General features: G+C 68.6%; 19 protein-coding genes. 12 read left to right on the forward strand and 7 right to left on the reverse strand.

Annotation, left to right across the window (positions count from 1 at the left end; translation table 11 throughout):
• Nucleotides 1–324: 324 nt before the first annotated feature.
• Nucleotides 325–1,455 carry a pyridoxal-phosphate dependent enzyme gene (locus tag IT306_16160; GenBank protein ID MCC7369961.1) on the reverse strand — a complete coding sequence of 377 codons (1,131 nt, stop codon included), beginning with the start codon at nucleotides 1,453–1,455 and terminating at the stop codon, nucleotides 325–327.
• A gap of 37 nt (nucleotides 1,456–1,492) precedes the next feature.
• On the reverse strand, nucleotides 1,493–2,122 hold the full coding sequence (locus IT306_16165) for a dual specificity protein phosphatase family protein (GenBank protein MCC7369962.1): 630 nt from the start codon (nucleotides 2,120–2,122) through the stop codon (nucleotides 1,493–1,495).
• A 188-nt stretch (nucleotides 2,123–2,310) separates the two neighbouring features.
• On the opposite strand from IT306_16165, the gene IT306_16170 reads away from it, so the two are divergent.
• From IT306_16170 to IT306_16225, 12 genes are all read left to right on the forward strand, one after another.
• Nucleotides 2,311–3,216 carry an ABC transporter permease gene (locus IT306_16170; GenBank protein MCC7369963.1) on the forward strand — a complete coding sequence of 302 codons (906 nt, stop codon included), beginning with the start codon at nucleotides 2,311–2,313 and terminating at the stop codon, nucleotides 3,214–3,216.
• Nucleotides 3,216–4,595 (forward strand): ATP-binding cassette domain-containing protein, encoded by a 1,380-nt coding sequence (locus tag IT306_16175; GenBank protein ID MCC7369964.1) that lies wholly within the window; start codon nucleotides 3,216–3,218, stop codon nucleotides 4,593–4,595. The genes IT306_16170 and IT306_16175 overlap by 1 nt, the downstream gene beginning before the upstream one ends.
• Nucleotides 4,592–5,872 carry an FkbM family methyltransferase gene (locus tag IT306_16180; GenBank protein MCC7369965.1) on the forward strand — a complete coding sequence of 427 codons (1,281 nt, stop codon included), beginning with the start codon at nucleotides 4,592–4,594 and terminating at the stop codon, nucleotides 5,870–5,872. The genes IT306_16175 and IT306_16180 overlap by 4 nt, the downstream gene beginning before the upstream one ends.
• A 15-nt stretch (nucleotides 5,873–5,887) precedes the next feature.
• A complete protein-coding gene (locus IT306_16185; protein ID MCC7369966.1) occupies nucleotides 5,888–7,021 on the forward strand; it encodes a glycosyltransferase family 4 protein in 1,134 nt (377 codons plus the stop codon).
• Between the two features lie 37 nt (nucleotides 7,022–7,058).
• A complete protein-coding gene (locus tag IT306_16190) occupies nucleotides 7,059–7,967 on the forward strand; it encodes a glycosyltransferase (GenBank protein MCC7369967.1) in 909 nt (302 codons plus the stop codon).
• A 220-nt stretch (nucleotides 7,968–8,187) separates the two neighbouring features.
• Entirely contained in the window at nucleotides 8,188–9,666 is a 1,479-nt protein-coding gene (locus IT306_16195) for a capsular biosynthesis protein (GenBank protein MCC7369968.1), read from the forward strand.
• Nucleotides 9,656–10,471: an FkbM family methyltransferase gene (locus IT306_16200; protein ID MCC7369969.1), complete on the forward strand. Its 816-nt coding sequence runs from the start codon at nucleotides 9,656–9,658 to the stop codon at nucleotides 10,469–10,471. The genes IT306_16195 and IT306_16200 overlap by 11 nt, the downstream gene beginning before the upstream one ends.
• Nucleotides 10,472–10,704: 233 nt before the next feature.
• Entirely contained in the window at nucleotides 10,705–12,378 is a 1,674-nt protein-coding gene (locus tag IT306_16205) for a capsule biosynthesis protein (GenBank protein MCC7369970.1), read from the forward strand.
• Between the two features lie 28 nt (nucleotides 12,379–12,406).
• Entirely contained in the window at nucleotides 12,407–13,276 is an 870-nt protein-coding gene (locus IT306_16210; GenBank protein ID MCC7369971.1) for a class I SAM-dependent methyltransferase, read from the forward strand.
• Nucleotides 13,273–14,616, forward strand: a complete 1,344-nt coding sequence (locus IT306_16215; GenBank protein MCC7369972.1) for a glycosyltransferase family 4 protein — start codon at nucleotides 13,273–13,275, stop codon at nucleotides 14,614–14,616. The genes IT306_16210 and IT306_16215 overlap by 4 nt, the downstream gene beginning before the upstream one ends.
• Entirely contained in the window at nucleotides 14,613–15,563 is a 951-nt protein-coding gene (locus IT306_16220) for a glycosyltransferase (protein MCC7369973.1), read from the forward strand. The genes IT306_16215 and IT306_16220 overlap by 4 nt, the downstream gene beginning before the upstream one ends.
• Before the next feature lie 143 nt (nucleotides 15,564–15,706).
• Nucleotides 15,707–16,936: a cation:proton antiporter gene (locus IT306_16225; protein ID MCC7369974.1), complete on the forward strand. Its 1,230-nt coding sequence runs from the start codon at nucleotides 15,707–15,709 to the stop codon at nucleotides 16,934–16,936.
• 126 nt (nucleotides 16,937–17,062) lie between these two features.
• On the opposite strand, the gene IT306_16230 is transcribed toward IT306_16225, so the two are convergent.
• The 5 genes from IT306_16230 to IT306_16250 form a co-directional block, all read right to left on the reverse strand.
• Complete coding sequence (locus tag IT306_16230) at nucleotides 17,063–18,979, reverse strand: transketolase (GenBank protein ID MCC7369975.1); 1,917 nt, start codon at nucleotides 18,977–18,979, stop codon at nucleotides 17,063–17,065.
• Between the two features lie 60 nt (nucleotides 18,980–19,039).
• A complete protein-coding gene (locus IT306_16235; GenBank protein ID MCC7369976.1) occupies nucleotides 19,040–19,807 on the reverse strand; it encodes an acylneuraminate cytidylyltransferase family protein in 768 nt (255 codons plus the stop codon).
• 39 nt (nucleotides 19,808–19,846) lie between these two features.
• Entirely contained in the window at nucleotides 19,847–20,377 is a 531-nt protein-coding gene (locus IT306_16240) for an NUDIX hydrolase (GenBank protein MCC7369977.1), read from the reverse strand.
• A 63-nt stretch (nucleotides 20,378–20,440) separates the two neighbouring features.
• On the reverse strand, nucleotides 20,441–21,253 hold the full coding sequence (locus IT306_16245) for an SDR family oxidoreductase (GenBank protein MCC7369978.1): 813 nt from the start codon (nucleotides 21,251–21,253) through the stop codon (nucleotides 20,441–20,443).
• 15 nt (nucleotides 21,254–21,268) lie between these two features.
• The gene (locus IT306_16250) at nucleotides 21,269–22,357 is read right to left on the reverse strand and encodes an N-acetylneuraminate synthase family protein (GenBank protein ID MCC7369979.1); all 1,089 of its coding nucleotides are present in this window, start codon (nucleotides 22,355–22,357) and stop codon (nucleotides 21,269–21,271) included.
• Nucleotides 22,358–22,734: the final 377 nt, after the last annotated feature.

Genomic DNA, 22,734 nt, shown 5'->3' on the forward strand with positions numbered 1-22,734 from the left:
GATCAACGGCAAGGAAACCCGCTGTAGTGCTGTGCTGTGCTGTGCAACGTGCTGGGGAATGCCCACTGGGGGCAGACAAGTCTCCATGATTCTCGGATACGTCACATGATGCTGCACGATAGGACAATCTGGAGTAAAAAATGCAACATACCATATCGTCCTGAGCGCAGCGAAGGATCTCACCCAATAACGGTCACTTGTTGCATCAGCGGGTGAGATCCCACTTCGCTCGTTCCTCGCGTCGGTCGGGATGACAAACCAATCGCGTGCGGCGTCGCCAAGAACGAGCCGAGGCCGGTAGGCTCTGTGATGGCGATGGCCGATCTAGCGAGCCATGAGGGCCGAGTTGACGGCGTCCAGCGTCGGCGGGATCGGCACGGCGCGCCCGCCGTCCGCCGGCAGCCAGCGCTGATCCTTGAGGCCGGTGCCGCTCACCAGGGCCACCACCGACTCGCCCGACGCCGCCAGCCGGTCGCGGTCCACGATCACACCGGCCAGCGCCGCCGCCCCGGCCGGCTCAGCCAGCAGGCCGGCGCCGCGGGCGAGCGTCGCGATGGCCGTCCGCAGGTCGTCGTCGGTGACCGACAGCCACGAGCCGCCCGTCCGCTGCACGGCTTCGAGCGCTTCCTGCCCGAAGTACGGATCGCCGACGTCGATGCCGTCCGCGAACGTCTGTGTGGCCATCGGCTCCCACCGGGTACGGCCGGCCGCCACCGCGCGCACGAGCGGCGACGCCCCGCTGACCTGCACCCCGACCACGCGCGGCAGTCGGTCGGCGACTCCGCAACGAATCAGCTCCTCGCAGCCGCGGACGAACGCCGCCAGCGTGACGCCGTCGCCGACGGGCAGGTAGACCACGTCGGGCATCGCCCGGCCAAGCTGCTCCCAGACCTCGAACGCGACGGTCTTCTTCGCCTGCATCGGCAGCGGGCTGGTGGCCGTGTTCCGGTTGTACCAGCCGAATCGCTCGCAGGCAGCGTCACAGAGGCGGTAGGCCGTCTCGTAGGGCGCGTCGACCAGCAGGACCGTCGCCCCGAACGAGCGCATAAACTGGACCTTGGCCGGCGAGACCGTCCGCGCCGAGACGAAGATGTACGCCTGCAAGCCCATCGCCGCCGCGCCGGCCGCCAGCGAACAGGCCACGTTGCCGCTCGACGCGCAGGCGATCGCGGTCGCTCCGGTCCGAACGGCGTCGACCGCGCACAACGCCGTCGCCCGGTCTTTGTTTGAGCCGGTCGGCGTGCGCGTCTCGTCCTTGAGCCAGAGGCGCGGCAGCCCGAGCGCCGCCCGCAGCCCCGCCGACCCGACGAGCGGTGTTCCGCCGATCTGCAGCGGGTAGACGCCGTGGCCGTCGAGCGGCAGGAGCCCCCGCCAGCGCCACATACCCTCGCCAGCGTCTGGCGCGGCAGGGATCAGATCAGGACCATACGGATAGGTCCGCGGCACGTGAACCATGCGCTCCCCTCGAATCGCCAGGGTCGTCGCGGCGCGGCTAGCCTGCCGACGCCTTTGGTGCGCCGTTTGCGTCGGTCGGCAGCAGGTGTGCGTCGCGGCCCGTCCAGTCGCGCTCGAACTCCAGCAGTGCTGCAAGCTGACGGTCGTTCGGGGCGGCCTGCCAGCGCATCGAGCGCAGCTTGCGGAGGGCGGCGCTGGCCGTCTCCCCCTGCGCCACCATGATTGCCAGTCCCATCAGTGGCCCGCGCCCAACGCCGTGCTTGCAGTGGGCGTAGACCTGTCCGCCGCGCTGGATGCGCTCCAGCGCCCACTCAGCGCCCGTCCGCAGCTGATCCTGACTGGCGGCGTAGCGGTCCGTTGCCGGGAGGTGAAGCAGCTCGATACCGTGTTTCGCCAGCGCCGCCTCGTCGTCTTTGGCTTCCTCGCGCAGGTCGATGACCGCCGTCACGCCCATCGCCTTGAGCCGCCCGTACGAGCGCACCGGGATCGAGCCGCCGACCACCAGTTGCGGCGTGATCCGCGACAGGTTCAGGCTCTGGCGATTGAGCTTCGTGGTGTACTCAAGAATCCGCGCGACGCCGCGCAGCCAGAGCTTCCCTGCGAAGTTGTACCAGCGCACAACGCCCCGCTCGTCAGCCGCGGCTCCGTAAAAATCAAACTTCCGCATCAGATCTCAGCCACCATCCCCACCACGTCCATCGTCTGCACGCCGGCTGGCGGCAGCGCTGCCCTGCCCCGCTCCGGACCATAATGATACGGGTCGGCGTCGCCTGCCTTTCGGTCTGTCGGGTAGAATCCGACGCTTCGGGCCGAGGATCCGCCGTCCGTCGCACCGCCGGAGGAGACCGCACCTCGATGCCAACCGCTGCCCCCACGCCGGCCGAGGCCGCTCCTCTGGCCGCATCACGGCTTGCCGACCGCCATCCGGTCGGCCCTGAGCACGAGGTCGTGACCCGCATTCGACCGCCGGCCCCAGGTTTCGGCGTCGATCTGGCCGAGCTGTGGCAGTATCGACACCTGTTCGCAGCGCTCGTCTGGCGCAACGTCCGCATCGAGTTCGACGCCACCCGGCTCGGCTCGATCTGGGCTGTCGCGCGGCCGGTCCTGTTCACCCTGGTGTTCGTACTGTTCCGAGGCTTCTCGGGCGCCAACACCCGGGTTGACCTGCCGTATGCGCTCTACGTCTTCAGTGGGCTGGTGCTCTGGACCTACTTTCTGGACGCCGCGACGTCGTCGGCGGGCGCGATCCGGGTGGACTCGGCCCTGCTGACGAAGGTCTACTATCCGCGCCTGCTGACGCCGCTGGTGCCAGTCGTCGCGGCGTTGATCTCCATCGGGATTGCCGCCGTGCCGCTCATCGGCATGATGGTCTGGTTCGGGGTTCATCCCGGCTGGCAGCTGATCCTGCTGCCGCTGGTGCTGGTGCAGGCGATGGCCCTGTCGCTTGGCGTCGGCACCATCATCTCGTCGATGTCGATTGAGAATCGGGACTGGGAACGGGCGCTGGCCTTCATCCTGAGCGTGGGCCTGTGGATGTCCCCGGTCATCTACGCGCCGAGCATGATCCCCGAGCCGTTCTCGACGCTCTACCACCTGAATCCGATGGTCGGCGTGCTGCTGTCGTTCCGGGCCGCCCTCTTCGACGGCTTCCCACTGCCGGCCTGGGAGTGGGGCTACTCCTGGCTCTGCACACTGGCGATCCTGGCGGTCGGCATCTGGGCGTTCCGACGCTCCGAAGCCTCGCTGGCGGACCGGCTCTGATGGCGCCGCAGACGCGGTCGCTGGCGATCTCGGCACGGGGGATCTCGAAGCAGTACACCCGTGGACAGGCGGGCGGCTGGTCCGTCCACGGCGGCCTGCGCGGCGCGGTCAAGGCGCTGCTCGGCCGGGCCGCGCCGAAGAAGGCGCGGGAGCCTGACACGTTCTGGGCGCTCGACGACATCACGTTTGACATCGCACGGGGCGAGCGCGTCGGCATCGTGGGGCGAAACGGCGCGGGCAAATCCACGCTGCTCAAAGTGCTCTCGCGCGTCGTCTTCCCGACCTCCGGCGAGGCCGAGATTCGTGGCCGCCTGACATCCTTGTTGGAGGTCGGGACCGGCTTCAACGAGAACCTGACCGGCCGCGAGAATGTCTACCTCAACGCTTCGATTCACGGCCTCACGCGCGCCGAGATCGATGCCCGCTTCGACGAGATCGTGGACTTCGCCGGGGTGCGGCCCTTCCTGGACACGCCCGTCAAGCGCTATTCGAGCGGCATGCAGATGCGGCTGGCGTTCGCGGTGGCCGCCCACCTGGACCCTGATATCCTGTTGCTGGACGAGGTGCTGGCCGTCGGCGACCTCTCGTTCCAGCAGAAGTGCCTGGAGCGGGTGGAGGGGCTGGTCAACGAGGGCCGCACGCTGGTGTTCGTGTCGCACAGCCTGGACGCGATTACCCGCTTCTGCGACCGCTGCCTGTGGATCGACGGCGGCAAGCTGCGGATGGACGGCCGGTCCGAGCAGGTGGTCGAGGTCTACCTGGAAGAGCTGGCCGGCATCCGGTCCAGCCGCGACTGGTCGTCCGGATTGGGATTGCCGTTGTCGGGCCTCGGACGCGCGCCTGCGGCGACTGACAGCCGCCCTGGCGACGACGACGTGCGGCTCGTCGGGGCGCGGATCATCGGGACGGACGGCGACGAGCGGTCCAGCGTGCCCGTGGATGAGCCGTTCGGCATTGAAGTCACCTTCGACATCCTGCGCGAGGGCAACAACATCCAGCCTGCCCTGCACTTCAAGGGGCAGACCGACCAGATCCTGTTCGTCGTGGCCTACACGGACGCCGAGTGGCTGGAGCGCCCGCCGCCAGTCGGACGCCACGTCGCGACGGCCTGGGTCCCAGCCCACCTGCTGAATGTCGGCATCATCTACGTTACCGTGGTGCTGCAGACGCCAGACCCGTTCCAGACCCATTGCGCCGTAGAACGGGCCGTCTCCCTGAACGTCTTCGAGCGGTTCGGGGCGGAGGGCACGGCGCGTGGCCTCTACGCCCGTGAGTTTCCGGGGGCGGTGCGCCCACGCCTGGCCTGGGACACCCACCGGAGCGTTCCCATCGAGGATACCGCCGCGTCGGCCCCTGCCGCCGAGCCGGTGACCCCATGACCGCCCGTCCGCCAGCAGCCACCAGCGACAGCGCTGCCATGCTCGCTCGGTCGGAGGCGCAGTTGCGGGTGCTCCACGAGCTGCGCGTCGAAGCGCGTCTACGGCCAGACTTCGAGGCCCACTACGTCGGCTTCCTACGTGCCCTGCGCGAGCGCCTTCACCCGCGCGGCGTCTACGACGCTCGCACGATTCGCCTGGCGAACGGCCTGACCTTCCAGGTCGACCTGGGCGACCGGCTCGGGTGCGACGTGTTCTACGGCTACTACGATGAACGCTTTGAGGCTGGCCTGTTCGTGGAGCTGCTGGCGGCCGGCCAGACGATGTTCGACGTCGGGGCGAACTTTGGGTACTACGCCGTTCACTGCGCGCACGCCGTTGGCGCGGCAGGCGCGGTCCACGCCTTCGAGCCAGATCCCGCCGCCGCCGCCCTCCTCCGCGAAAATGCCTGTGCGAACGGGCTGGACGGCTGGCTGACGCACCACGCGGCAGCCGTCTCGGACCACAACGGCGCAACCGAGTACCACCTTGCGGAGGAAGCGGCGTTCAGCGGCATGACCTCGACGGGCCGCTCGGCGGTGCGCGGGGTCGTACAGGTGCCGACGCGCAGCCTGGACTCAGTAGCAGCCGAGCATGGCGTCACGGCAATCGATGCCCTGAAGATCGATGTGGAAGGCCATGAGGCCAAGGTCTTGCGCGGAGCGGCTGGCCTGCTCGAGCGGTCACCCGACCCGCTGGTCATGCTGGAAGTGAGCGCGAAAAACCTGACGGACGAGGCTCGAAGCGCGCTGACGGCGGCGCTGCGGCCGATCTTTGCCGCTGGTTTCGTCGGGCTGATCCCCGACCTGTCCTCTGGTGCTGGACTGCGCGCAGTCATCACGCCGACTGAGGCCGCCAGCCTCCCCAGCGCAAACCTTCTCCTGGTCCGCGCGGGCGGCGAACGCGAGCGGCAGCTCCGGGCAGCGGTCGCCAGGCGACGGTCGACTGCCTCGCCGCTCCTCGACGTCGAGCCGGTCGACGCCGACGCCCGCGTGCTCCGGCTGGTGGCGGGGCCCGATCCAGAGTTCATCGCCGCCGCCCTGCGGGACAAGTCGGACGCGGAGGGGCGGGCGACCACGCTCGCCGCCGAGGTCAGCGAGCTGCGCACTGAGATCGGGCGGCTACGGGCCGAGCGCGCCGCGCTGCGGGCTGAGGTGCGTCGTCTGGGCTCCACACCGGTCGGACTGGCCGTTCGCGCAGCGCTGAAGCTTGCGCGGACGGTGGTGGGCGGTCAGCGCTAGGCCGGGGCGCACGTCATGCCGAGCCGCTCACTCCGCATCCTCTACGACCACCAGATGTTCGCGCTTCAGCGGTTCGGCGGCATCACGCGCATCTTCGTCGAGCTGGCACGGCGGCTCTCGGCGCGCGACGACTGCGAGATCTACTGGCATCGTGGGTATCACCAGGACGGCTACGACGTCTCCGACTTCCAGGCCCGCCTGGCCCGCTACTGGAGCATCGACCGGCGGCCGCCAGTCATCGGCGGTTGGCCGCGCGAACGGATCAACCGCCACGCCTTCCGCTGCTTCGCCCGCACGATCTGGGGTGGCGTGGACATCTACCACCCGTCCTACTTCGAGGCTGGCCTGCTCGACATCCCCAGGACCGGGCACGTCGCCGTGACCGTCTACGACATGATCCTTGAGCGGTTCATGGCCGATCAGCCGCGCGTCCGGGCGCAGATCGCGGGGAAGCGCCGGCTGGTCGAGCGGGCAGACCTGGTGTTCGTGATCTCGGAGCACACCCGCCGGGACGTCGTCGAGTTGCTGGGCGTCGATCCCGCGCGGACGGTCCTCACCTACCCGGCCAGCGACCTCGCCAGCGTGCCGGCCGCATCGCTCCCTCAGGGGTTGGTCGAACGGCCCTACCTGCTCTACGTGGGTCCGCGCTCGAAGTACAAGAACTTCCCGCTGCTGCTGGAGACGTTCCGTCAGTCTGCGTGGCTGCGGCGTGAGCTTCGCGTCGTCTGCCTGGGCGGCGGACCGTTCCTGGAGCCGGAGCAGCAGTTCCTGCGCGACCACGCCCTGACGGAGTGCTTCACGCAGGTGAGCGGCGACGACCGCATCCTCAAGGCCCTCTACGAGCGGGCCGTCGCGCTGGCCTGGACGAGCCACTTCGAGGGGTTTGGCATCCCGCCGCTCGAAGCGATGGAGGTCGGCTGCCCGGTCGTCTGCGCGCCGACCTCCTCGATGCCGGAGGTTGTCGGAGACGCCGCGCTGTTCTTCGATCCGGACCGCGCCGACGAGTTGGCCGAGCGCCTCCAACAGATCGCAGAGGACACGGCGCTGCGCCGACGGCTCATCGCCGGCGGCAGGGGCCGGGCGCGGCTGTTCTCGTGGGACGCGATGACGGCGGCCACCCTCGACGGCTACCGCCGGCTGGTACACTGACGCAGAGATCCATGCAGCCGAACGTGAGCGCCGCTCGATGACCGCTTCCCCACCATCTGGCCCCATCCGACCGCTGGTGTCGGTCGTGATTGGCAGCTACAACCGCCGACCGTTCTTGCAGCAGGCCATCGAGACCGTGCGCGAGAACGGGGCCAACCTGAGCTACGAGACCATCGTCGTGGACGGCGGCTCGACCGACGGCTCGGTCGGCTGGCTGGTGAAGCAGAAGGACGTGGTCACCATCGTCCAGCACAATCGCGGCGAGTTTCGCGGCCAGCCGATCCGCCGCCGAAGCTGGGGCTACTTCATGAACCTCGGGTTCAAGAGCGCCCAGGGCCACTACATCCTGATGATCAGCGACGACTGCCTGCTGGTCCCCGGAGCGATGGAACGCGGAGTCGAGCATCTCCAGCAACTTAAGGCGGCCGGACGGAAGATCGGCGGTGGCGCGTTCTACTTCCGGAACTGGCCCAACGAGCGCGACTACTACGTGCAGCGCACGCTCGGCGGCAAGCTGATGGTCAACCACGGCCTCTACACACGCGTGGCACTGGAGGCGGTCGGCTTCGTGGACGAGGACCGCTACGGCTTCTACAAGGCAGACGGCGACCTGTGCCTCAAGATGTGGGAGGCCGGCTTCGAGGTGGTGGACTGCCCCGGCGCGTACGTGGAGCACTTCGAGGGCGCGAACCGGGCCGTTCGCAAGAGCAACCGCGAGCTGCTGGCGCGGGACCGCGAAGCGTATCGTCAGCGCTGGGAGGGCATTTTCTGGGATCCAGAAGGCCCTGAGCTGCGTGACCAGTTGACGGCCGCGTTTGACGACCCGCACCGCACGGCCAGCCGCTTCCCGAGCGACGCGCCGCCCCTGCCAAAGCGCCTGGTGCGCCGGGCCGGCTCGACCGGCAAGCGCGCGCTCGGCCACCTGACCCGGCTGGTCAATGCCTAGCGCCGCGCGACTGCTCAAGCGGCTGCTGTCACGCCCAAGCGCCCCGCAGCCCGATCCGCTCCCGTCCGGCCACATCCTGCCAGACTGGAACGCCCTGCTCGACACCGACCGCGCCCTCTGGGAGCGCGCGAAAGCTCAGGCTCAGGCCGGCCCGGGCGTGCTGCTCGCCACGAACGTCGGCGGGCACTCGCCGGCCACGGTCGTCGAGAGCGTCCTGGCCGTGGCGCTGACGCTGCGCGGCGCACGCGTCCACACGCTCGTCTGCGACAAGGTCATGCCGGCGTGCCTGCGAGCGCAGGCGGACAACGTCCTCGATCCCGGCGTCTTCTCTCGCTACGAGCTGCCAGAGAAGCTGTGCGGCAGTTGCTACCCCATCGGCGAGCACGTTTACGGGCCGCTCGGGCTGCCGCACCACCGATTCTCGGAGCTGCTCTCGCCGGACGAGCAGCGGGCCTGCCGCGCACTGGCCGACTCGACGCCCTACGAGGCGATCCCTGGCGCCATCGTGGACGGGCTGCCCATCGGGGAGCAGGCCTACGCCGGGGCGCTCCGCTACTTCGCGCGGGGCGACCTGGACGACGAGCCGTACGGCGAGAGCGTGCTGCGCCGCTACTTCGAGGCCTCGTTGCAGGCCGCCAGCGTGACCCGCTCGCTGCTCGCCACCCGCCGATTCGAGGCCGCCTGTATGCACCACGGCATCTACGTGCCCCAGGGCGTCAGCAGCGCCGTCGCGCGGCAGCTTGGCGTGCGCGTCTCGACCTGGAACCCGGCCTACCGCAGCAACTGCTTCATCTTCAGCCTACACGACACCTACCACCACACCCTGTTGGACGAGCCGACGGAGTCGTGGGACACGATGCCCTGGACCGCCCAGATGGAAGAGCAGATCCTGAACTACCTCAAGAGCCGCTGGTCCGGCTCGCGTGACTGGATCTGGTTCCACGACCGTCCAGACGAGGACTTTGCGAAGTACGCCGCCGAGATCGGGCTGGACCTCGGGAAGCCGATCGTCGGGATGCTCTCCAACGTCATCTGGGACGCGCAACTGCACTACCGTGCCAACGCCTTCCCGACTATGCTCGCCTGGGTGATCGAGACGATCCGGTACTTCGAGCGGCGGCCAGACCTCCAGCTGCTGCTGCGGGTCCACCCCGCCGAGCTGCGGGGCACGGCACGCTCGCGCCAGCCGCTGGTGGACGAGATCGCGCGGGCATTCCCGACGCTCCCGCCCAACGTCTTCATCATCCCGCCAGAGTCACAGGTCTCGACCTACGCCGCGATGGCCCAGGCGAACGCCGTCATCATCTTCGGCACCAAGACCGGCGTCGAGCTGACCTCGATGGGTATTCCCGTGATCGTGGCCGGCGAGGCCTGGATTCGGAACAAGGGGCTGACCCTCGACGCCAGCTCGGCGGCCGGCTACTTCGAGATCCTCGACGGCCTGCCACTGGCCGCGCGGATGCCGGCCGAACAGGTCGCCCGCGCCCGCAAGTACGCCTACCATTTCTTCTTCCGGCGGATGGTCCCGCTGGAGTTCATGGAGGTGACCGGCGCGTGGCCGCCCTACCGCGTGGCGCTCGAATCGCTCGGCGACCTGCTGCCTGGGCGGCACGCCGGGCTGGACATCATCTGCGACGGCATCCTGAACGGCTCGCCGTTCATCTACCCGGCCGAGGAGCTGGGCGTTCATGACCGCTGACGCCTTGCTGGATCGACTGGGCCGGCTGCCGGTCGGTCGGCTGGTGTCGCCAGCGCGCCGCCGCTGGCTGTTGAAGCTGCTGCAGCGGCGCGCGCGTCGGTACGGCTATTCGCTGGTGCCGGCCCCGCCGCCAACGGCTGGCGTGGCACAGTGGGACATCTGGACGTGGGTGCGCGCCACCTCGACCATCCGGACCGTCGTAGACATCGGCGCGAACGACGGCGTCTACGCCCGCTACCTGAACGAGTTCTTTCGCCCGGCCGCCGTGCACGCGTTCGAGCCGCTGCCCGGCTGCCAGCCGAAGCTCGCCGCGCTGAAGCGGGAGATGCCAAACGTCACGCTGCATCAACTGGCGCTCTCCGATCGCGCTGGCGAGGCGACGTTCTACAGCAACGAGTATGCGCCGGCCTCTTCGCTGCTCGAAGTGAGCGCCGTGTCCCGCCGCGCCTTCCCCGAGACCGAGCGCGCGACGGCCACCGCCGTCCAGGTGGCGCGCCTCGACGACGTGCTGCCAGCAGACTCGCTCGAACGCGACATCCTGGTCAAGATCGACGTCCAGGGCGTCGAGGACCGGGTGATCCGGGGCGGGCGCGCGCTCTTCTCGGCGGCATCCGTCGTGCTGATCGAGATGGCCTTCGTCGCCGTCTACGAGAACCAGCCGCTCTTCGAGGAAGTCCACACCCTGCTCGCCGGGTGCGGCCTGCGGCTGGCCGGCTTCAAGAATCAGATCGACGACGCCGAGAGCGGCCAGCCCCTCTTCGCGCACTGCCTGTACCGCCGCCCCGACCACCGAACGCCAGACTGACCTGGGAGCCATCGTTGCGGCCTGCTACCGTCTTCCCCGATCGTGGCCGGTTCGGCCGGTACGTCGGCCATGTCCTATCATCCTCTGCGCGATTCCAGACCGAAAGCCGTAGGTAGACGCTCCTTGCTGGTGAACTCGCTCGATTCAGGACCGGCCTGTCGCGCGGATCGGCCGCCGCGAGGCCGCTCGTGAACCCGATCATCCGCCGAGCGCGGACCGCTGTCGCCCGGGCGCTGGGACGCCGACGCAAGGGTGTGCCGACAGCGCACGATCCGCGCTTCCCGGACTGGCAACAGATCCTGGCCGCCAACCGCGAGCAGTGGGACGCTGCCCGGCGGCGCGCGGCCGGCGGCCCGCCGGTGCTGGTCGCCAGCACGGTCGGCGGGTACGGCGCCGGCTCGGTGTTCGAGAGTATGCTGTCTGTGGCGCTGACCCTGCGGGGCGCGCGCGTGCACACCCTGCTCTGCGACCGCGCCCTGCCCGGCTGCCAGCGGGCCGAGTACACGGACGTGCCAGACCCGCGCGTGCTGGTGGACTACCAGTTGCCGGACCGCCTCTGCGATGGCTGTTTCGCCACCGGCCGCTACAACTTCGCGCCGCTCGGCCTGAGCGACCACCGGGTCGGGGCGCTGGCGTCGCGGGCTGAGAAACACGAGGCCCGTCGCATCGCGAACGAGACCCCCATCGGCGAGATCCGGGACTTCGCCTGGAATGGCCTGAACATCGGCGAGCACGCCTACGCTGGCGCGCTCCGCTACTTCGCGCGGGGCGACCTGGAAGCTGAGGCGCTGGGCGAGCCGGTCCTGCGCCGCTACCTGGAAGCCTCGATCCTGATGGCCGCCGCCTCAACCCGGTTGATCCAGCAGGAAGGCATCCAGATCGCCGCGTTCAACCACGGGCTGTACGTGCCGCAGGGCGTCCTCGGGGAGGTCTGCCGGCGGCTCGGCGTGCGGGTTGCCAACTGGAACCCGGCCTACCGCACCTCCTGCTTCATCTTCAGCCACGGCGACACCTATCACCACACGCTGATGGCCGAGCCAACCGAAGCCTGGGACACGATGGCGTGGACGCCGGCGCTCGAAGCCCAGATTCAGGCGTACCTGAAGAGTCGGTGGTCGGGCTCGCGGGACTGGATCTGGTTCCACGACGAGCCAGACGAGGATTTCGCGGCGTATGCCCGCGAGGTCGGCCTGGATCTCAAGAAGCCGATCGTTGGGCTGCTCACCAACGTGATGTGGGACGCCCAGCTGCACTACCCGGCCAACGCCTTCCCGAGCATGCTGGACTGGGTGCTCCGCACCATCGAGTGGTTCAAGGGCCGTCCCGATCTCCAGCTGCTGATTCGGGTGCATCCCGCCGAGATCCGAGGGACAGCCCGCTCGCGGCAGCCCCTGGTGCCGGAGATCGAGAAGGCGTTCCCAGACCTGCCGCCGAACGTCTTCATCATCCCGCCCGAGTCGCAGATCTCGACCTACGCCGCCGTGGCGACCGTGAACGCGGCCATCATCTACGGCACCAAGACGGGCGTCGAGCTGACCTCGTCCGGCATCCCGACCATCGTGGCGGGCGAGGCCTGGATCCGAAACAAGGGCATCACCCTGGACGCCTCGTCCCCAGACGACTATTTCGGCATCCTCGACACGCTGCCGCTCGCGGGCCGGATGCCGCCCGAGCAGATCGAACGGGCCCGCCAGTACGCCTTTCACTTCTTCTTCCGACGGATGGTGCCGGTGCCGGCGATGGTCCCCACCAAAGCCGTTCCGCCGTTCCGCGTCGCCATCGACTCGCTGGACGATCTGCTGCCCGGCAAGCAGCCGGGCCTGGACATCATCTGTGACGGCATCCTGCGCGGCTCGCCGTTCATCTACCCGGCCGAGACCTACGGGCTCCACGACGATGGACGGTAGGCGGCTGGCGCGTGGGGCGCGACGCGTCGTGCGACGCCTCGCGCACGAGGTCAAGGAGCAGGTCCGCCCGACCCCTCCCCCGCCCTCCCCCGTCGAGCTGTATCTCGCAGGCGGGCGCGTGCCCTGGAGCGAGGGCTACGGGCGGTATCGGCGTGAGGTGACCGTCAAGGCCCTCAACGACCCTGACCTGATGCGTCGGTTCCGCGGCGGCGAGCCGCTCCCCGAGGGCTACGGCAGCAAGCTCGACGAGCGCGTGGTTGAGTATCCGTGGGTGCTCTCGCGGCTGCCTGACGGCCCGGGCACGCTGCTCGACGCCGGCTCGACGCTCAGCTATCCGTTTACACTGGAGCTGGCGTCCGTGGCGGCCAAGAAGCTGGTGGTGGTGACACTCGCGCCCCCCGCCCACATGGCCCACGCCGCCAACGTCTCGTACCTGTTCGACGACCTCCGCAATCTGATGCTGCGCGACGCCGTGTTTGATACCGTGGTATGCATCAGCACGCTGGAGCACATCGGCCTGGACAACACGCAGCTCTACTCCGAGGATGCCCGCTTCGCCGAGCACAACCTGTCCGGCTACCAGCCGGCCCTGGACGAGTTGCGCCGCGTCCTGAAGCCGGGCGGCACGCTGCTGCTGACGGTGCCCTTCGGCAAAGCCGAAGACCACGGCTGGCTGCAGCAGTTCGACCGTGACGGGATCGGGCGGATCGTCGGGCGGTTCGGCGGCGCGCTGGTCAGCGAGGCGTACTTCGCGCATGGGCCGGCCGGCTGGCAGGTCACGACTGCCGAGGCCTGCGCCGACGCTCACTACTTCAACGTCCACGCCAGCAAGGAGCCGGCCCCGGACGGCGCCGCCGCCGCGCGCGCGGTGTGCTGCCTGGAGCTGGTCAAATCGTGAGCACCCCACCGGGCGGCAGCACGGGCCAGAGTCCCCCGACGGGCCAGAGTCCGCTGACGGTGGCGATCAACGCCCAGGTGAACCCGGCCAACGCCGGCGGCGTCGAGTCAGCGCTCCAGGGGCTGATCACCTACCTCAGCGAGCTGCCGCTGGAGGAGCGCTATCTGCTGCTCTCGACGGTCAAGTACGCGCCGTCGATGGAGAAGCTGGCGGCCGGCAAGCTCCAGGTCGTCCCCTGGCCCTTCCCGCAGAAGGCGTACGCGCCATACCGCAGCATGACGCGGCGCTGGTCGCGGTGGCAGGCGCGGGCCGGCGCGCTCGGGCCGGGTGTGGACGCCCTGCACTGGAGCTGGTGGCAGGCCCGCCGCGCGATGGCCCGCAACCCGAACGCCCGCCAGTCGGACGCCTTCCTGCACTCCCGCGGGGTCTCGGTGGTGCATTTCGCCTACGGCGTCCGCTTCGGCACCACGCTGCCGTTCCTGTACGAGCCGTGGGACTTGCAGCACCGTCACTATCCAGAGTTCTTCAAGCCGGGCGAGTGGGAGTGGCGCGACCAGCTGTACCGTGAGGGGTGCGAGCAGGCGACGCTGGTCGTCACGGCGACACGCTGGACGAAGCGCGACATCATCGAGCAGTACAAGATCCCGGCCGAGCGGATCGCCGTGATCCCACGCGGCCCCTGGGTGACGCCGACCATGCCCGGCCCGCGCGATGTCGAGAAGGTCCGCAAGCAGTACGGGCTGCCGAGCAAGTTCGCGTTCTACCCGGCGATGAGCTTCCCGCACAAGAACCATCTGCGGCTGTTCGAGGCCCTGGCGATCCTGCGCGACCGCCACGGCCTGACGCTGCCGCTGGTCTGCACCGGCCGCCAGTACGAACCGTACTGGCCGGAGCTGCTGGCCGGCGTCGAGCGGTTCAACCTGCAACGTCAGGTCTTCCTGCTGGAGTCGGTGCCGGCCGACACGTTGGCGGCCATCTTCAAGTCCGCGTCGCTGCTGGTGTTCCCATCGCTGTTCGAGGGGCTGGGGCTGCCAGTGATCGAAGCCCTGGAGTACGAGTTGCCGGTGGTGTCGTCGCGGGCGACCTGCCTGCCGGAGGTGGCCGGCGACGCTGCGCTCTACTTCGACGGCAGCGACGTGGATTCGATCGTCGATGCCCTGCTGCGGGCCGAACGCGATCCAGACTCGCTCAAGGCCGCCAGACGGGCCGCGCCGGCCGCCCTCGCCCGATTCTCCTGGCCGAAAGCGGCCCAGACGTTCATCGCCTGCTACCGGGCGGTGGGCGGCGCGCCACTGACGGCGGAGCAGCAAGCCCTCTATCAGGAAGCCATCGAAGCATGAATGCTGCGCCGTTGACGCTGTCGCCTGTCGATCCTTCTGTCAAACTCGCCGTCGTGCTTGGCACCTACAACCGCCTCGACAGTCTCAAGATCTGCATCGACAGTATCGTTGCCCAGACACGGACGCCGACCATCGTCTACGTGTCCGATGCCGGTTCCACGGATGGCACCGTCGAGTACCTGCAGTCCATCGCCTCGGATCGGCTGGTGCCGATCCTGGTCGGCAGGAAGCTCGGCCAGGCGCGCGCGTACAACGACGTCTTCATGGCGCTCACCACACCGTACGTCGTCTGGATCTCAGACGACAACAAGATCGTGAATCACGGGCTGGACCGTGCGGTAGACATCCTCGACCACATGCCGAAGGTCGGGATGGTCGGCGTAAAGGTGAAGGATGTCGAAGGGCCGTTCACCGAAGCGCCGTACCTGGGGGCGGTGTCGTCCATCGGCATCCTGAACGTCAACCAGGGGATGCTGCGGACGCACGCGCTCCAGCAGGTCGGCGGCTTCAGCGAGCGCTTCCGCGACTACGGCATCGACCCTGACCTGACGGCGAAGATCCTGTTCGATGGCTGGGACGTGGCCTACACGAAGGCCGTCGGCATCCACCACTACCGGGCCTGGGCAGACGGCTCGGCGGCCAGCGGGGAGCAGCGCGCCCGCCAGCTTGGCTACGTCAACCTCTACGCCGAGAAGTGGGGCCAGTACGCCCCGCCCGATCTGCTCTGGAAGGCGCGCAAGAAGGCCTGGGGCGCGTTCCAGAAGGCGACCGGCCTGCGGATCAACTCGTCACGCACGATCCTGGGCCTGAACGGCCGCGACTGGTGCAACCTACTGACGGGGCGCTACATCTGCCTGCTGGACGCCCTCCAGAACCGGCGCCGGCCGTACCACCTGCTCCAGCGAGCGCCCCGCTGGAGCCGCCCGCTGCCGCCCGACCCTGCCTGAGACGCCCGTCTGGGGGCGACGTTCGTCACGTCCGCACCTCATATCTCGTTGTCCTGACCGGTGAGCAGTTGCGCTCGCCGACGCCGATGACGGCGTGCACGGTCTTTGGCAGCCGCAAGGCACGGCTGTGAGGTGGCGATGCAATGAACGGTCAGGAGCAGTTGGCGTCTCTCGTCCTGGTGATCGCGGCGGCGGTGCTCGCGCCGGTCATCGTTGACCTTCCGCCGCGACTGCGTCTGCCGGCCGTCGTGGTCGAGACGGCGCTCGGGATCACGCTCGGGCCACACCTGCTCGGGTTCGTCACGCCCAATCCGCTGCTCGGCCTGTTCGGAACGCTCGGCATGGCATTCCTGTTCTTCATCGCCGGCCTGGAGCTGGACTTCGGGCGGGTGCGCGGCCAGCCGCTGAAGCTTGCGACGGTAGGCTGGCTCGTGTCGATCGGCCTGGCGCTCGGGATCGGCACAGCGCTCCAGAGCGTCGGCTTCATCGTTTCGGGCCTGCTGATCGGCATCGTGCTCTCGACGACGGCGCTCGGAACGCTGGTGCCGATCCTCCGCGATTCCGGCGATCTCGACACGCGATTCGGCACCCTGGTGCTGGCGGCCGGCACGCTCGGCGAGCTTGGCCCGATCCTGATGATCTCCGTTCTGCTCACGCGAGAGCACACCAGCCTGGTGCAAAGCGTGCTGCTGGTCGGGTTCGCAGCCGTGGCCGTGCTGGTGGCGTTCGTCGGTCTGCGCTACCACCCGCCGAGAATCGTCAGGCTGCTGAACCGGACGATGCACGCCAGCGCGCAGTTGCCAGTCCGTCTCTCGGTGCTGGTGCTGCTGGCGCTGACGTTGCTGGCCGGTGTGCTGGGTCTGGACATGATCCTCGGGGCGTTCGCAGCCGGCATGGTCGTCGGGCTGGTGGCGCGCGGCGAGGCGGCCGAAGCGCTGCGCGACAAGCTGGACGGTCTCGGGTTCGGCTTCTTCGTGCCGATCTTCTTCGTGGTCAGCGGCATGAAGTTCGACGTGGCGGCCCTGTTCGACAGCCCGACGGCGATCCTGCGACTGCCGGTCTTCCTGGCCCTGTTCCTGGTCTGCCGAGGGCTGCCCGCGCTGCTCTACCGACGCGAGCTTCGCGGGCGCGACCGGGTCGCGTTCGGCCTCTTCACGTCCACGGCGCTGCCGCTGGTCGTCGCGATCTGCGAGATCGGTGTGGAGACGAACCGGATGCTGCCCGAGAACGCGGCGGCGCTGGTCGGCGCGGGACTGGTCTCGGTCTTCCTGTTCCCGCTGTTCGGCCTGGGGCTGCGGCAGGCGTCGCGGACACCAGTAGGGGCAGCAGTCACGCCGGCGCACCTGGCGGAGCCAGAGTCCCGGGCTGCGTAGGGCGGCAACCTCCGTGGCGGCGCCCCAGGTGGGAGAGTCCTTGCCGACGAGGAAGGGCGCTCACCCCCCGGCCTCCGGGGGCCGGGGGCCGGGGGGTGAGCGCCTCGTCCTACGACCGTTGCCAGTTCAGGAGCGGTGGCCGAGCGACGACGCGATGGTGTCCGCGAGGCTCCGGGCGTCCAGGCCGTGGTAGCGCAGCACCTCGTCGTTGGTGCCGCAGGCCGGGATCGAGCGGATGCCCAGCGGCAGGCCGCGCGGCGGCGTCGGCAGGCCGAACCGCGACACCTGGCTGAGCAGGTACTCGCCCTGGCCGCCCCAGACGTAGTGGTTGTCCAGGGTCACCAGCAGCGGGTAGCCATCCACCGTCTGCCGCAGCCACTCCGAGTCGATGCGGTTCAGCCACGGCAGGTTGACGACCTTCAGGCCGATGCCGCGCTCGGCGAGCAGGCGGGCCGCCTCGACCGCCTGCGGCAGCAGGACCGGGCCGTACCCGACGAGCACCGCGTCCTTGCCCCCGGTCAGGGCCACGCCGCGCCCCTCGACAAACTCATAGTCGTCCGGCAGCGTGTACGGGATCGTGCAGGGGATCGAGACGAGGCGCAGGTAGACCGAGTGCCGCGCCTGGGTCAGCGCAAACTCGGTCGCCAATGTCGTCTCGGCCTCGCAGGACGGCTCGATCAGGATCAGGCCCGGCACCGACGCCAGCGTCGCGATGTCGCGGACCGACTGATGCGAGTGGCCCGGACCGCCCGGCACCACGCCCGCCAGCGACCCGACGTACACGACCTTCGTGCGCTCGGTGGACTGGTTGTAGATCTGCTCGTTCGGACGCGTCGAGAGGAAGCAGGCGAACGAGTGGCAGACCGGCAGCATGCCGGCCAGCGCCAGGCCGCTGGCCTGGGAGACCATGTCCTGCTCGGCGATGCCGCACTCGATGAAGCGATCCGTGAACCGCTCCTCGAATTCGAGCAGGCCAGTGTCCAGCACGAGGTCGGCGTCGAGCGCGACGATCTTCGGGTCGTTGGCGGCAGCCGCCACCAGTGCCTTCGAGTAGGCCGGCACCATCCGCTGCACCGTGCCCGGGGCCGGGCGGTCGGGGAACGGCGCCGACTCCAGCGCCAGCTCGGCCTGCCCGGCTTCGCGGAGGAGCCGGTTGGCGGTAGCGATCAGCTCGTCGGCCATCTTCTCGTGGACATCGGGGGCCGGCGCGCCGCTGTGGAATTTGTAGAGGCGGTCGGTCGGAGCCATCGCCGTGTGCTCGGCAAACGAGACGCCGCGCCCCTTGATCGTGTCGGCCACGATGATCTTCGGCTTGTTGCGCTCGGCGCGCACGGCCGTCAGCGCCCGCTTGAAGTCGGCCAGATTGTGGCCGTCGCAGCGGTCCACGGCCCAGCCGTAGGCCCGCAGCTTCCCGACCAGGTCGCCCAGGCTGTTGACGCGCTCCACCAGCGTGTCAGACTGCACCTTGTTGTGATCCACGATCACGGTGATCTCGTGGAGGCCGTGGTTCACGGCGCCGGGCAGGGACTCCCAGAACTGGCCTTCCTGTAGCTCGCCGTCGCCGGTCAGGACATAGACCTCGCCGTTCCGACCTTGCAGCCGGTTCGCCTGCACGAAGCCTTTCGCCTTCGAGATGCCCATGCCGAGCGAGCCGGTGTTGGCGAAGATCCCCGGTGTGTCGATGTCCGGGTGGCCCGGCAGGCCGTCGAGCCGCCGCAGCGTGTGGATGCTCTCGAACGGCAGCCGCCCCAGCCCGATCAGCACCGAGTACAGGGCCGGCACGTCGTGGCCCTTGGAGCTGAAAAAACGATCCACCGGCGTCTCGCGCTCGTCCGCGAGCCGCAGCTCCTCCAGGTGCAGCCAGGAGAGAATGTCCAGGCTGCTGAAGGTGCTCCCCAGGTGTCCGGAGCCGGCTTTACCGATCATGTAGAGCGCGTTGATCCGGCAGGCAGCGGCGAAAATGGCGGCACGCTCGACCGCGCCAACCCGGAGGCTGCGAAGGCGCTCCAACTCGGCGGCCGGGACATAGACAAGCTCGGTCATGCGGATGGTTCCTCAGAATGGGCGCAGAATGAGTGGGCCAACCGGTGGCCCCGAGTGAGACTAGACATCGACGGGGTACGGGGTCGCCGTGACTGGCGGCAGGCTCGCCTCGCCGGTCGAGAGCAGGTACTCGGCGTAGATCCAGTCGGCCACGTCGTTGACGTCGTACCCCTCGTCGCCCTCGGAGATGAAGGGCACGTACGAGTCGCCGGCGATGGTCCGGTTCTCGAAGATCACCCGGCTCCAGGCGATCTCCAGACTGGCGTTCTGGATGTAGACCTCGGGGAGCGTCGGGTACTGGCTGCTGTGCCAGGGCTGCTCCTTCGGGCCGATGGGCAGCAGCGGGAACATCCGGTGTCCACGCACCACCCACATCTTGCCGGGGTGCTGCTTGCACTTCTCGACGGCCCGCAGCGAATCGACGCCGTCCTCAGCCAGGAAGGTGTCCCAGGCTCGACGAATGGTGTGGGCCTTGCGGAACGGGCTGGTGGGGCGCAAAATCGCGAAGCAGTCGTAGTTGCGGCCCTCGTCGCGCAGCCGACCGAGCGTGTACTCGATCCACTCGATGTCGGGGGAGCGGTCGCCGGCGTACTCCTCGGGCCGCAGGAACGGCACGGACGCGCCGTAGTGCGTGGCGATGTCCGCGAACTGCTGCGAGTCCGTCGAGACGATCACTTCGCCGAAGATACCGCTCTCGACCGCCGCCGCGATGGTATAGGCGATGACGGGGTGGCCGGCCAGCGGCTTGATGTTCTTGTTCTTGACGCGCTTGGAGCCGGCCCGGGCCGGGATCAGGCCGACGATACTGGGGGTGCGCTCGCGAGGCATAGTCGTCCCCTCCGGCGAAGGAGTGTACCAGAGGAGTTATCAGTCATCCTTCTCCGCGTTCAGAACACCTGGATGCACGGGCGAGACTCGCAGGCCAGCTGCGTGGAGACCTTTCCAGAGCAGCTTGTGTGTTCGCGCTTCCACCATCGTCGACGGGTCTTCCCACGCAATCGCACTGATCTCGTCCTGATCCTGGCGCCACTGTGGGTCTTGTTCGCCATCGACATAGCCGTGAAACAGCAACTGCAGCGAGCGCACGAAGCTCTGGTCTCTGTGCATGAGAAAGTTCCACTCAAGGATGCAGAGCGGGTCGTCGGCGGCAGCGACGAAGCGATACCCTGTTTCCTCCCAGCACTCCCGGATCGCAGCGTCAAACACCGATTCGCCCGGTTCGACCTCGCCGCCCGGTGGGTCCCATCGGCCCACACCTGGCGTTTCCACGACGAGCACCCTGCCGTCGTCGCGTGCAGCGAGGACGTAGCTGGCAACCCGCCAGGGAACCGGCGAGACACCGTCGTACAGCCGCCGCTCACCGAGATGGTTCGAGAAGAGCGTCCCCGCTAGCACCACCGCGACACTCCCTCGTGCAGCAGATCGGCACGATGCACACGCGTCGGGGACCGAAAGCCCCGCCTACCAGACGGTGATACCGCCGTCCACCTGGAGGTTGATGCCCGTCACGTAGGCCGAGGCGTCCGACGCCAGGAAGACCAGCGGGCCGACCAGATCGCTCGCAACCGCCATCCGGCGCAGCGGGATCTTGGCGTTGAGCTTCGCCTTGAACTCCTCGTCCTGGCCGCCCAGCACGCCGCCCGGAGAGAGCGCATTGACGCGGACGCCCCGCGGTCCCCAGAACCCTGCCAGGTACTTCGTCATGTTCAAGACGGCCGCCTTCGACGCCCCGTAGGCTGGCGGCTTCAAGAACGGCGGATCGAAGCCGAGATGGTCGTAGAGGCGCATGTCGGGCGAGATCACGGCGTACATCGAGCCGATGTTGACGATGGACCCGCGCCCAGCCTTCGCCATCTCGGTGCCGAAGACCTGGGACACCTGGAACGTCCCGAACGTGTTCACCTGCAGCACGCGCTGGAAAACGTCCGGCGGGATCTCGTCGATCTCGTACTGCGGAGCGTCGGTGTTCGGCGGCTGATCGATCCCGGCGTTGTTCACCAGCACGTGCGGCACGCCGAGATCGGCGAGGATCGCGTCGCGGGCGGCGTCGAGCTGCGCGCGATCACGCACGTCGGCGCGGTAGAGGCGCAGCCGGTCCTTGCCGTACTGCCCCTGCAGCGTCTCGAACTCGCCCGCGACGGGCGCACCTGCCAGGTCGACGCCGGCAACCGTCGCGCCGGCGTCGAGCAGGCCGCCGATCCAGATCGGGCCGAGCTTGCCGAGCGCCCCCGTGACGACGCCGACCCGCCCGGCCAGTGGCTGTGCTTCACTCACGGTCGAATGCCGTCCTCAGCGCGCGTCCACGCTGGCAGCGACCGGCGAGGCCGTTGCCCCGAGATGCTCGTGGGCCAGCGGCTCGTCCTCGGAGACGCCAACCACCAGCCGCCGCCCGATCACGTTGTCCAGCTCATACGGCGGCATCCCGCCGCCAGGGCATTTCAGCGCGATGTCCTGCTCGGTCAGGACGTGACCGGCTGGCAGATCGCGCACGGCGTACAGGCTCTTGGCCATCTTGACCATCGGCGCGAACTCGCTCGGCCGCTTCTTCTTCACGCCGTCGCCAACGGCCAGGCGCGCACGCTGCAGGTCGCGCACCACCCGCCGCAGGCCGGGCGGCTCCAGCGAGAAGATGTGATCCGTGCCCTTCATCACCCGGTTCAGCGTGAAGTGCTTCTCGATCACCCGCGCGCCCAGCATGTACGCCACCACCGGCATCGAGATGCTGTTGTCGTGGCCCGAGTAGCCGATCACGCACTCAGGGTACCGCTCGCGGAACGTCTGGATCACGCCCAGGTCGAGCTCGGCGTAGTCTGCCGGATACGCCGCCGTGCACTGGAGGATGCACAACTGGCTGTTGATCGGCAATATCGCCTCTACCGCCCGGTCCACATCTTCGAGCGTCGCGCCGCCCGTGCTGACGAGCATCGGCTTGCCGAACCGGGCGATGTGCTTCAGCAGCGGCGTGTTCGTCAGGTCCGCCGAGGCCGCCTTGTAGAACGTCACCCCCAGCGATTCGAGCACGTCCGCGCTCGGGATGTCGAACGGCGTCGCGAAGAAGTCGATCTTCAAGCCCTCGGCGTACGCTTTCAGCTCGCGCATGTCGTCGCCCGTCAGCTCCAGCGCCTGCCGATGCAGTCCGTAGGTCGGGCCGAAGCTGTTCTCGTTCTCGTACGGGCGGTTGTACGCCTCCCGCGTGAACAGCGTCTCGTTGTCGCGCTTCTGGAGCTTGACCGCCGACGCCCCGCACTCCCGGGCGCGGTCGAACAGCTCCTTCGCCTTCCCCACGTCACCCTGGTGGTTATGGCCGATCTCGGCGATGACGTAGGCCGGGCTGTCATCGTCGATTCGCGTCCCGTTGATGACCAGTTCTCGTGCCACGGCGACCTCTTACTGCTGGCGAGGATGTCTGAGAATGCAAGCAGGACGGCGCGCCCCTCGCCAGGACACGGGACTATACCCCCGGTTACGTCGAAAGGGAAAGGATGCGTGCGGGGTCGTCAGGGCGATTGCATGTTGATGTCGTCGTGCCGCCGCGTCGGGGCTTGAAAGCCCCGCCTACGATCCTGCAGTCGCTGCGCGACGCGCCAGGCTCGCCAGCCCCAGCCGTTCCCTGCGTCCGTCGCGCAGCGACTGAATGACTGTAGGCGGGGACTTCAGTCCCCGACCGCCCGTTCCATGATGCTTCAGGAACACCAATGAACATGCAATCGCCCTGATGCTGCTACCAGTGCAATCGTATGTTGAGCGCGTCGTGC

The sequence above is a fragment of the Chloroflexota bacterium genome, assembly GCA_020850535.1.
In the GTDB taxonomy this organism is placed as follows: Bacteria; Chloroflexota; UBA6077; order UBA6077; family JACCZL01; genus JADZEM01.

What these genes read in the sequence shown, in the direction of transcription:
- IT306_16160 (MCC7369961.1), bottom strand. Translation starts at nt 1,455, where the DNA reads ATGGTTCACGTGCCGCGGACCTATCCGTATGGTCCTGATCTGATCCCT.
- IT306_16165 (MCC7369962.1), bottom strand. Translation starts at nt 2,122, where the DNA reads ATGCGGAAGTTTGATTTTTACGGAGCCGCGGCTGACGAGCGGGGCGTT.
- IT306_16170 (MCC7369963.1), top strand. Translation starts at nt 2,311, where the DNA reads ATGCCAACCGCTGCCCCCACGCCGGCCGAGGCCGCTCCTCTGGCCGCA.
- IT306_16175 (MCC7369964.1), top strand. Translation starts at nt 3,216, where the DNA reads ATGGCGCCGCAGACGCGGTCGCTGGCGATCTCGGCACGGGGGATCTCG.
- IT306_16180 (MCC7369965.1), top strand. Translation starts at nt 4,592, where the DNA reads ATGACCGCCCGTCCGCCAGCAGCCACCAGCGACAGCGCTGCCATGCTC.
- IT306_16185 (MCC7369966.1), top strand. Translation starts at nt 5,888, where the DNA reads ATGCCGAGCCGCTCACTCCGCATCCTCTACGACCACCAGATGTTCGCG.
- IT306_16190 (MCC7369967.1), top strand. Translation starts at nt 7,059, where the DNA reads ATGACCGCTTCCCCACCATCTGGCCCCATCCGACCGCTGGTGTCGGTC.
- IT306_16200 (MCC7369969.1), top strand. Translation starts at nt 9,656, where the DNA reads ATGACCGCTGACGCCTTGCTGGATCGACTGGGCCGGCTGCCGGTCGGT.
- IT306_16220 (MCC7369973.1), top strand. Translation starts at nt 14,613, where the DNA reads ATGAATGCTGCGCCGTTGACGCTGTCGCCTGTCGATCCTTCTGTCAAA.
- IT306_16225 (MCC7369974.1), top strand. Translation starts at nt 15,707, where the DNA reads ATGAACGGTCAGGAGCAGTTGGCGTCTCTCGTCCTGGTGATCGCGGCG.
- IT306_16230 (MCC7369975.1), bottom strand. Translation starts at nt 18,979, where the DNA reads ATGACCGAGCTTGTCTATGTCCCGGCCGCCGAGTTGGAGCGCCTTCGC.
- IT306_16235 (MCC7369976.1), bottom strand. Translation starts at nt 19,807, where the DNA reads ATGCCTCGCGAGCGCACCCCCAGTATCGTCGGCCTGATCCCGGCCCGG.